This is a genomic window from Isoptericola sp. NPDC060185, assembly GCF_042728595.1.
Taxonomy (GTDB): domain Bacteria; phylum Actinomycetota; class Actinomycetes; order Actinomycetales; family Cellulomonadaceae; genus Isoptericola.
The window spans coordinates 1-1,331 of sequence record NZ_JBHWYY010000155.1 but is presented as its reverse complement, the minus strand read 5'-3'; the positions used below and the strand labels follow the sequence as shown (position 1 = coordinate 1,331).

At 67.2% G+C, this 1,331-nt stretch carries 3 protein-coding genes; all 3 read left to right on the top strand.

Annotated features, from left to right (window positions below; genetic code table 11):
- A partial coding sequence (locus tag ACFWDO_RS21400) for an MBL fold metallo-hydrolase (RefSeq protein WP_380347190.1) occupies positions 1-829 on the top strand: 829 nt, incomplete at its 5' end.
- 36 nt (positions 830-865) lie between these two features.
- The gene (locus ACFWDO_RS21395; RefSeq protein ID WP_380347188.1) at positions 866-1,102 is read left to right on the top strand and encodes an antitoxin; all 237 of its coding nucleotides are present in this window, start codon (positions 866-868) and stop codon (positions 1,100-1,102) included.
- A 48-nt stretch (positions 1,103-1,150) separates the two neighbouring features.
- Positions 1,151-1,331: hypothetical protein (locus ACFWDO_RS21390; protein WP_380347185.1), on the top strand; the 181-nt coding region annotated here is incomplete at its 3' end.

The following is a 1,331-nucleotide window of genomic DNA, read 5'->3' as shown; positions in this document are numbered from 1 at the left end:
GACCTGGTACGGGCACGCCAGCGCCCTGGTGGAACTCGACGGTTACCGAGTGCTGGCCGACCCGGTGTGGAGTGAACGGGTTTCCCCGTCCCCGGTGGTCGGCCCCGCCCGCCTGCATCCTGTCCCCGGCGAGCTGGCGCAGGTGCCACAGGTCGACGCCGTGATCATCTCCCACGATCACTACGACCACCTCGACAAGGCCACCGTCGACGAACTCGTCCGCACCCAGCTCGCGCCGTTCGTCGTGCCCACCGGCATCGGCGCGCACCTGCGGCAGTGGGGCGTGCCCGAATACCGGATCATCGAGCTCGACTGGGGTGGTTCGGTCTCGCTCGGTCGCGATGCCGACGACCGCGGCCTCACCATCACCTGCGCCGAGGCCAGGCACTTCTCCGGCCGCGGGCTCGTCCGCAACACCACGCTGTGGGCGTCGTGGGCGCTGTCCGGCCCGACCAAGCGGGTCTACTTCGGCGGCGACACCGGCTACACCAAGGCGTTTTCCCAGGCCGGCGCGGTGCTCGGTCCCTTCGATCTCACGCTGCTGCCCATCGGCGCGTACGACGAGCGCTGGACCGATGTGCACATGAATCCCGAAGAGGCGGTGCGTGCCCACGCCGACCTGTGCCTCGGCGACGCAGGTTACGGCCTCCTGGTCCCGATCCACTGGGCAACGTTCAATCTGGCCTTCCACGGCTGGTCCGAACCCGTCCGGCGCCTGGTGTCGGCGGCCGCGGATGCGGGTACTCCGGTGGTAGTGCCCAAGCCGGGCCAGAGGGTGGTTCCGAATGACCTCCCACCACGGGATTCGTGGTGGGAAGATGTGGAATGACCCTCCTCGCGAAAGGAACATCGGCAGATGAGTCTCGTGGATACCTTGAAGGGCTTGCTCGGTAAGGGCAAGGTTGCGGTCGAACAGAACGCGGACAAGATCAATGAGGCGGTCGACAAGGCCGGCACCTTCATCGATGACAAGACCAAGGGCAAGTACAGCGACAAGATCGAGAAGGGCAAGGACGCGGCCAAGAAGGTCGTGCCCCCGCAGGCAGGCCCCGGCACTGCCCCCGGCGGCCCCGCTCCGACAGATCCGGGACCCAAGGCCTGATTCGGTGCGCGGGGACCGGTAGAAGGTCCCCGCCGTCCGATCGCGTCGATGGTCCGCCGGGAATTTCGGGGCGCGCCGGGTGAACCGGACATCGAGGTTGAGCTCAGCAACCTCGACAAGGTGCTGTACCCGGAGACCGGCACGACGAAAGGCGAAGTGATCGCCTACTATTCGGCGATCACCGAGGCGGCACTACCCCATCTCGCCGGCCGTCCGGTCACCAGGAAAC